The sequence below is a fragment of the Mesorhizobium sanjuanii genome (assembly GCF_002529485.1).
GTDB lineage: Bacteria > Pseudomonadota > Alphaproteobacteria > Rhizobiales > Rhizobiaceae > Mesorhizobium > Mesorhizobium sanjuanii.
The window spans coordinates 1-6475 of record NZ_NWQG01000293.1; the positions used below are offsets into that span (position 1 = coordinate 1).

Below are 6475 nucleotides of genomic sequence, written 5' to 3' on the forward strand. Positions count from 1 at the left end.
GAACCTAAAGGCAAAATACCAGGCGCTAAAGGCGGCAGGCAAACCGCCAAAGGTTGCCATCACCGCGTTGATGCGAAAGCTCATCATCCTCGCAAACGCTCTCCTCAAGGCGCAGCGAAAATGGACCCCTAAAACCCCTTGATCAAAACGGATACTTTAACGACAGGTATAGCCGCCATCTATCGGCAACGAGACGCCGGTAATCATCGACGCCGCATCGCTGAGCAGGAAAACAATCGGCGCTGCGACTTCATCCTCGGTTGCCCAGCGGCCGAGCGGCATCTGCTTCAAGAACGGCTCCGCGACATGCGGCTGGCTCCAATGCCCGGAAGAGATCGGCGTCATCACCACCGTCGGGTTGACGCTGTTGACACGGATTCCGTACTTCCCGAGTTCAAGGGCTGAAACGCGCGTGATATTTTCCAGCGCCGCCTTCGACGAACCGTAGGAAATATGCCCTTCCAGGGCAACGAGCGCGGCCTGGCTCGACACGTTGACGATCGCACCGCCCTTCTTGAGCCGGACCATCGACTGCGTGGCATATTTGGTGACGAGCAGTGCGCCGCGCGCATTGATGGTGATGACCTTGTCGAAGATGGCGATGTCGGTATCCATGGGCGTTGCGATTTCGCCGCCGAAGCCGCCGCAGTTGACGACGCCCCAGAGGTCGAGCCCTTCGAGAGCGTTGCGGATTTCCTCCTCCGAGGCGAGATCGAAGATCAGGGTGCGGCAGCCGGTCTCGCCTGCGATCGCATTGAGTGCCTCGCGCGAGCGGCCGGCGGCGATGACATCAGCATTGGCCGCCACCAGATGGCGAACGACGGCGCCCCCGATTCCGCCACTGCCGCCGGTGACCAGAATGGGTCGCCCCTGGAAATCCGTCATATTTTCCTCCTTGTAGTCCTTGGCTGCCGTCAGTTGATCCGCGCTTTTGCGGGTATGGGTTCCCAGCGCGTGGGTGCATTTTCGGAGATTCTGTCGCCGGTCTTGTCGAAGAGATGGCAGGCGGCAGGCGGCAAGGAGATCGCAAGGCGATCCCCGGCGCGCGCCACCCGCCCGCTGCTGTCGCGGATAACCAGGTTCTCTTCGCCGTTCCGCACATGAATGAAGGTGTCGCTGCCCAACAGTTCGACCACGCCAGCCTCCACGACATGTGCATCCGCGTGCTCCCCGGCCGAGAGGAGAATATGTTCCGGCCGAATGCCAAGGACGACGTCATCGCCCGGTTCGAGCGGCCTGGAGATGGCGACATCAAGCGTGGGGCCTAATGCCAGACGGACCGTCGCTTGCTTGTCCTGAACGGAGGCAACCCGGCCATTGAGGAAATTCATGGCGGGTGAACCGATGAAGCTCGCGACGAACAGATTGGCGGGCCGGTGATAGAGTTCGAGCGGCGTGCCTACCTGCTCGATCCGCCCGCCATCCATCACGACGATGCGGTCGGCAAGCGTCATCGCCTCAACCTGGTCATGGGTGACGTAGATCATCGTCGATGCGAGTTCGGCTTTGAGGCGCGCGATCTCGACGCGCATGCCGACACGCAGCGCCGCATCGAGATTGGAAAGCGGCTCGTCGAGGAGGAAGAGCTTCGGCTTGCGGGTTATGGCCCGGCCGATCGCCACGCGCTGCCGCTGACCGCCGGAGAGTTCGCGCGGCTTGCGCCGCAGATAGGACGACAGGCGCAGCTTGTCGGCGGCGCGGCGCACCCGCTCGGCAATCTCAGCCGAAGGGGTGCGGCCGATCTCGAGGCCGAAGCCGATATTGCGGCCGACATCCATATGCGGATAGAGCGCGTAGGACTGGAAGACCATGGCCACGCCGCGTTCCGGCGGCTCGGCATCGCTCATGTCGACGCCATCCACCAGGATACGCCCTGAATTGACCGGCTCCAGGCCGGCGATGATCCTCAGCAGCGTGGACTTGCCGCAACCCGACGGTCCCACAAGCACGCAGAATTCGCCGTCGGGGATGGTGAGCGACAGTTCGGGAATGACTGTCACGCTGCCGAAAGCCTTGGTGATCTTGTCGATCGAAAGCGTCGCCATGGATCTAGCCTTTCACCGCGCCGGCGAGCAGCCCGCGCACGAAGGCGCGCTGGACCAGCACATAGAGGAGGATGAGGGGAAGCGCGATCAGCGCGAGCACCGCAAACAGCGCGCCGGGATTGGCCATGTAGAGGCCCGAATACTGCATCGGCACGATGGTGAGTGTCTTCATCTCGGCTTTGGTGAGCACGATGAGGGCAAGGAAGAATTCGTTCCAGGTGACGATGAACTGCCAGATCGTGACGAAGACAAGGGCTGGCCTGACCAGCGGCAGCGCCACGTGCCAATAGGTCTGCCAAGCATTGCAGCCATCGACGCGCGCCGCTTCGAAAAGCTCGCGCGGCGCATCCTCCAGGAAGGATTTGAGGATGACCATGGCAAAGGGTACGCCAAGCGCGGCATAGGGCAGGATCAGGCCGATATAGGTGTTCACCCAGCCGAAATTCTTGAGCAGGATGGCAAGCGGCAGCACCATGGAGGCGAGCGGCACCATGAGTGTCGTCAGCAGCGTCGTGTAGAGGAAGAGCGAGCCCCTGAGCCGCAGGATGGCGCAGGCGAAGGCGAAGAGCGAGGCGACGGCCACCACGATCGCCACCGTCGCGACCGTCACGATGAGGCTGTTGAGGAAGATGCCGCCAAGCGGATTGTCACGGATGACCGTGACGAAGTTGTCGAAGGTGACCGGCCAGGTGAAGAGCGCCGCATCGAAGGCCTGGGCCGGCGTCCTGAGACCGATCGACAGCATGTAGACCTGCGGGATCATCCAGAAGCCGAGCACGATGAAGAGAACCAAGTGGATCACGGTGCTGCGAAGACGGGAGCGGGCAAGCGGGGTCACGCGCGCTCCTTTCCGGCCGGCGTCAGGCGGGCGCCGAGCGTCACGATCTGGAGCAGCGAAAGGACCAGCGCGACGACGAGCACAATGACGGAAAGGGCCGCACCGCTGCCGGTGTCGCCGAGCACGAAGCTCTGCTTGAAGATGAATGTGCCGAACACCTCGCTGGCGCGGTTCGGGCCGCCGCCGGTCATCAGATGGACGATCGGGAAGGTCTGCAACGTGCCGATGACGCCCAGCAGCAGCAACGACTTGGTCGCCGGTGCCAGCATTGGCACGATGACGTATACTGCAAGCCGCCAGCCCCTCGCCCCGTCGACGCGCGCCGCGTCCAGCACCTCGCTCGGCAGGTTTGCGATGCCGGCGATGTACATGAGCATCGAAAAGCCGGTCCACTGCCAGATGTTGACGAGGATGAGCGCATAGATCGCCATCTTCGGGTCGCCGATCGGCGAGGTCATCATGACGAACCCGACATGCTTCAGATATTCCTGGGCGATGCCGTAGTAAGGCGCATAGATCTGCACCCAGACCAGGCTGATGACCGAAACCGAGGTGACGACCGGCAGAAAGAACATGGTGCGGAAGAAGCCGCGCAGGGCATGGGTATGCCGCTCGATGAAATAGGCAAGCAGCCCACCGATAAGCATCTGCACCGGGATGGTGATCACCCCCCACAAAAGCATGTTGCGCACCACGATCCAGAAAGTCGGATCACCGAGAACCGTCACATAATTCGCGAGGCCGGCGAAGGAAGATACGCCGCTGCCCGAACGAATGTAGAGGCTCTGTCCGGCCACCCAGAGGATCGGATAGGCAATGAAGACGACGAACAGAAGCGTCGCCGGCAGAGCGAAGAGATAGAGCGTCGAGGTTCTCGATGCCGGCCGCCGTTCGATCGCCGCCGCGGGTCCGGCTCGCACGGCTTCTGCGCGCATAATGCTCACCCTGTCAGATCAACGGGGACCGGGCGCTCGCAAGCGCCCGGCCGGCCGCTGCGGTTCATTGAGCGGCGAGCGCCTTTTCGGTCGCCGCCTGCACGGTCGCAAGTGCTGCCTCCGGCTCGGTGCTGCCGGCCGCGACAGCGGCAAGGGCGTTGTCCAGAGCCTCGGCGACGGCCGGCGAGGCAAACCTCTGGTTTTCGGCCTTTGGCAGGTCGGTCATGAAGCGTGCCGACATCTCCTTCACGTGGTCGGTGATATCGCCCTTCGGTGAATGGCCTTCGAAGGCCGGCAGATCGTTGAGGTCGTTCAGCGCTTCCTGCAAGCCGGCGCCATTGGTCAGCTCCGCCAGGAAGGTCCATGCAGCCGGGTTCTTGCCGCCGTTCTTTGTCAGCCCGTAGCCGATATCGATGCCACCGACCGGTGGGCTCGCCGGATTGCCTTGCTTGACTGGCGGCATGTAGAAGAAGTCGAAGCCTTCCATGTTCTGAACATACTCCGAAAGCGGCGGCGGGAACTTGCTTTCCTGCATCCACCACGAGCCGAGCGCCATCATGCCGACCTTGCCCTGCGCGAAGAGCTGGGCGCCCGTCGGATAGGCATGGGCGCCGAGCGCGCCCTGCTGGAAGATACCGTCGTCGAAGAGTCCCTTCCAGGCCTTCATGGCCTCGACCAGTTCAGGCGCGGTCCATGGCGTCTCGCCGGCCTGTGCCTTGTCGACGATGCCGGGCGAGAACTGGTTGGCAAGCATCAGAAACACGTTCTCGTTCTGCCAGCCGTCGGCCGCTCCCTGGAACATCGGGATATAGCCGCCGTCGGTCAGCGCCTTGGCCGCCGCCTTGAGTTCGTCATAGGTCTTCGGCGCGGCAATGTTGAGCTTTTCGAAGATCTTGCGGTTGTACCAGATGCAGAGGACCTGCGATTCCTGCGGGACGATGTAGTAGTTCTTGTCTCCCGCCGGATTGCCCATCTGCATCTGCTTGCGATTGACCGGGAAGATCTTCTGCGCCCAGTCCGCGCCCCATTCCTTCTCGGCGCGCTCATTCACCGCCTCCAGATTGTCCCGGTACTGCTGTGTCAGCGATCCCGGCTGCAGGCCGATGACGTCAGGCAGACTGCCTGAAGCCGCCGCCGCCTTCAGCGCGGTGATGTATTCAGGAGAATAGTTGTAGTAGGTGTATTTGACCTTGATGTCCGGATGGGCCTTCTCGAAAGCCGCGATCGACTTGTCCATCGTGCTCTGGATGAACCAGGACCAGACCGTCACTTCCTTCTCGTCGGCCCAGGCCGAACCGGCGGCAAGAGCCGCCGTAAGGATGGTCGTCGCAAGAAACAGCATTTTCCTCATTATGTTCCTCCCTTTTTCTCCAAGCATGCGCGCCACGCGGCCTCTTACTCGCGGGCGTCGTAACCCCTCAGGGGCCACGTTCCGAAGGAGACGAAATGGCGTCTCCCTGTCAGTGGTCAGGCGGCCTTGGCAGCCGCGACCTTCAAGACGTCCTCCGTAATGGCCCGGTCGTCCGCCAGCGACCGGTTGGGGGCAAGGCCCAGTTTCTGCAGTTCACCGTGATAGGCGCGGACAGCCTCTTCCGGCTCCATCTCCCCGTCTGCGACCGCTCGCATCAGAATGATCAGCTGAAGCGGCGCCTCGGCGAGGTTGATCTTGCGCCCGAAGAGGGCCAGCCGCGCGCCGTAGCGCTCGGATTGAGCGACGAGCTCGAACGTGTCGCGCGTTGTTCCGGCGCCGCCGCCGAGCACGCCGACAATGAGTTCGGAATCGAAATTGACGAGCTCTTCCAGCGCCTTCGGTCCGTTGTACGGGGTTTTGAGGAAGAGCGGCCGATCGGCGCGCGGCACGCTTGCCAGCGACTTGATGATATTGTCGTTGACGAACTCGCCGATCTCCTCACGGCTGAGCCCGATGTCGACGCTTGGATTGAAGACCTCGTAGAAATATTTGAAATTGTGGCTGGCAGCCTCTGCCCGGAATTCGGCAAAGGCGTTCAATGTGCGGATATCGAGCTCGATATTGTTGCTGAAGGAGACCGAGTACAGGCCGAGATTCGTGCCGCTCGTCGGATAGTTGGCAACGAGGCGGGCGAGATTGGCATCGCGAAAGGGAATGGATGGCGTCTGTGTATAGACGCCATGCCGGACCGCCCCCCAGCACATGGTTTCGAGATTGGCGCGGATCGCCGGCTTCACCTCGCTGCCAAGAAAGGCGGCACGTTCGTCCAGCAGTTCGAGATTCGACTGCGACACCAGCATGATGTCGACGATGTCCTGCCTGATGATCGCCTCGATCTGCGCGATGAATTCCTGGCGGCTGCGGCGGCGCGGCGGTCTTGCCGAATAGTCGAACCCGGTCGCGGTCACGCCCGCTCCGACATCGCTGTCCTTGGCATCGGCGATGATGAAGTCGGTGGGCTTGTAGTTGCCCGCCCGGATGTTCGCCAGTTTTCTATCGAGTCTCGTGAGCATCGGTGTTCCTCAAAATTCTGGACGGCTCGGGCCGCGGCGCGCGTCCTCTCGCCGCCAAAGACCTGCAGCCATATGCCGATTCTTTTCATAATCTGTCAATAGCTATCTAACTCTCTCGAAATTTTACCAGTCGACACCTGTTCGCAGGCATAAATGAGCAGGACCTTTTGCAT

6 protein-coding genes and 1 pseudogene are annotated in these 6475 nt (G+C 61.9%); 1 reads left to right on the forward strand and 6 read right to left on the reverse strand.

Annotated elements, in window-relative coordinates; all coding sequences use genetic code 11:
• Positions 1-142 (forward strand): annotated as a pseudogene (locus CN311_RS31230) (IS110 family transposase); the annotation flags it as partial.
• Between the two features lie 14 nt (positions 143-156).
• Here CN311_RS31230 and CN311_RS31235 read toward each other — a convergent pair.
• From CN311_RS31235 to CN311_RS31260, 6 genes are all read right to left on the reverse strand, one after another.
• Positions 157-885: an SDR family oxidoreductase gene (locus tag CN311_RS31235; protein ID WP_097577421.1), complete on the reverse strand. Its 729-nt coding sequence runs from the start codon at positions 883-885 to the stop codon at positions 157-159.
• A gap of 29 nt (positions 886-914) precedes the next feature.
• Positions 915-2045: an ABC transporter ATP-binding protein gene (locus CN311_RS31240; RefSeq protein ID WP_097577422.1), complete on the reverse strand. Its 1131-nt coding sequence runs from the start codon at positions 2043-2045 to the stop codon at positions 915-917.
• Positions 2046-2049: 4 nt separating this feature from the next.
• Entirely contained in the window at positions 2050-2883 is an 834-nt protein-coding gene (locus tag CN311_RS31245; protein WP_097577423.1) for a carbohydrate ABC transporter permease, read from the reverse strand.
• Positions 2880-3818: a carbohydrate ABC transporter permease gene (locus tag CN311_RS31250; protein WP_245441002.1), complete on the reverse strand. Its 939-nt coding sequence runs from the start codon at positions 3816-3818 to the stop codon at positions 2880-2882. The genes CN311_RS31245 and CN311_RS31250 overlap by 4 nt, the downstream gene beginning before the upstream one ends.
• A gap of 64 nt (positions 3819-3882) precedes the next feature.
• Positions 3883-5169 (reverse strand): ABC transporter substrate-binding protein, encoded by a 1287-nt coding sequence (locus CN311_RS31255; protein WP_097577424.1) that lies wholly within the window; start codon positions 5167-5169, stop codon positions 3883-3885.
• A 116-nt stretch (positions 5170-5285) separates the two neighbouring features.
• Positions 5286-6302, reverse strand: coding sequence for a hypothetical protein (locus tag CN311_RS31260; RefSeq protein WP_097577425.1), 1017 nt, complete (start codon positions 6300-6302; stop codon positions 5286-5288).
• Positions 6303-6475 lie beyond the last annotated feature (173 nt).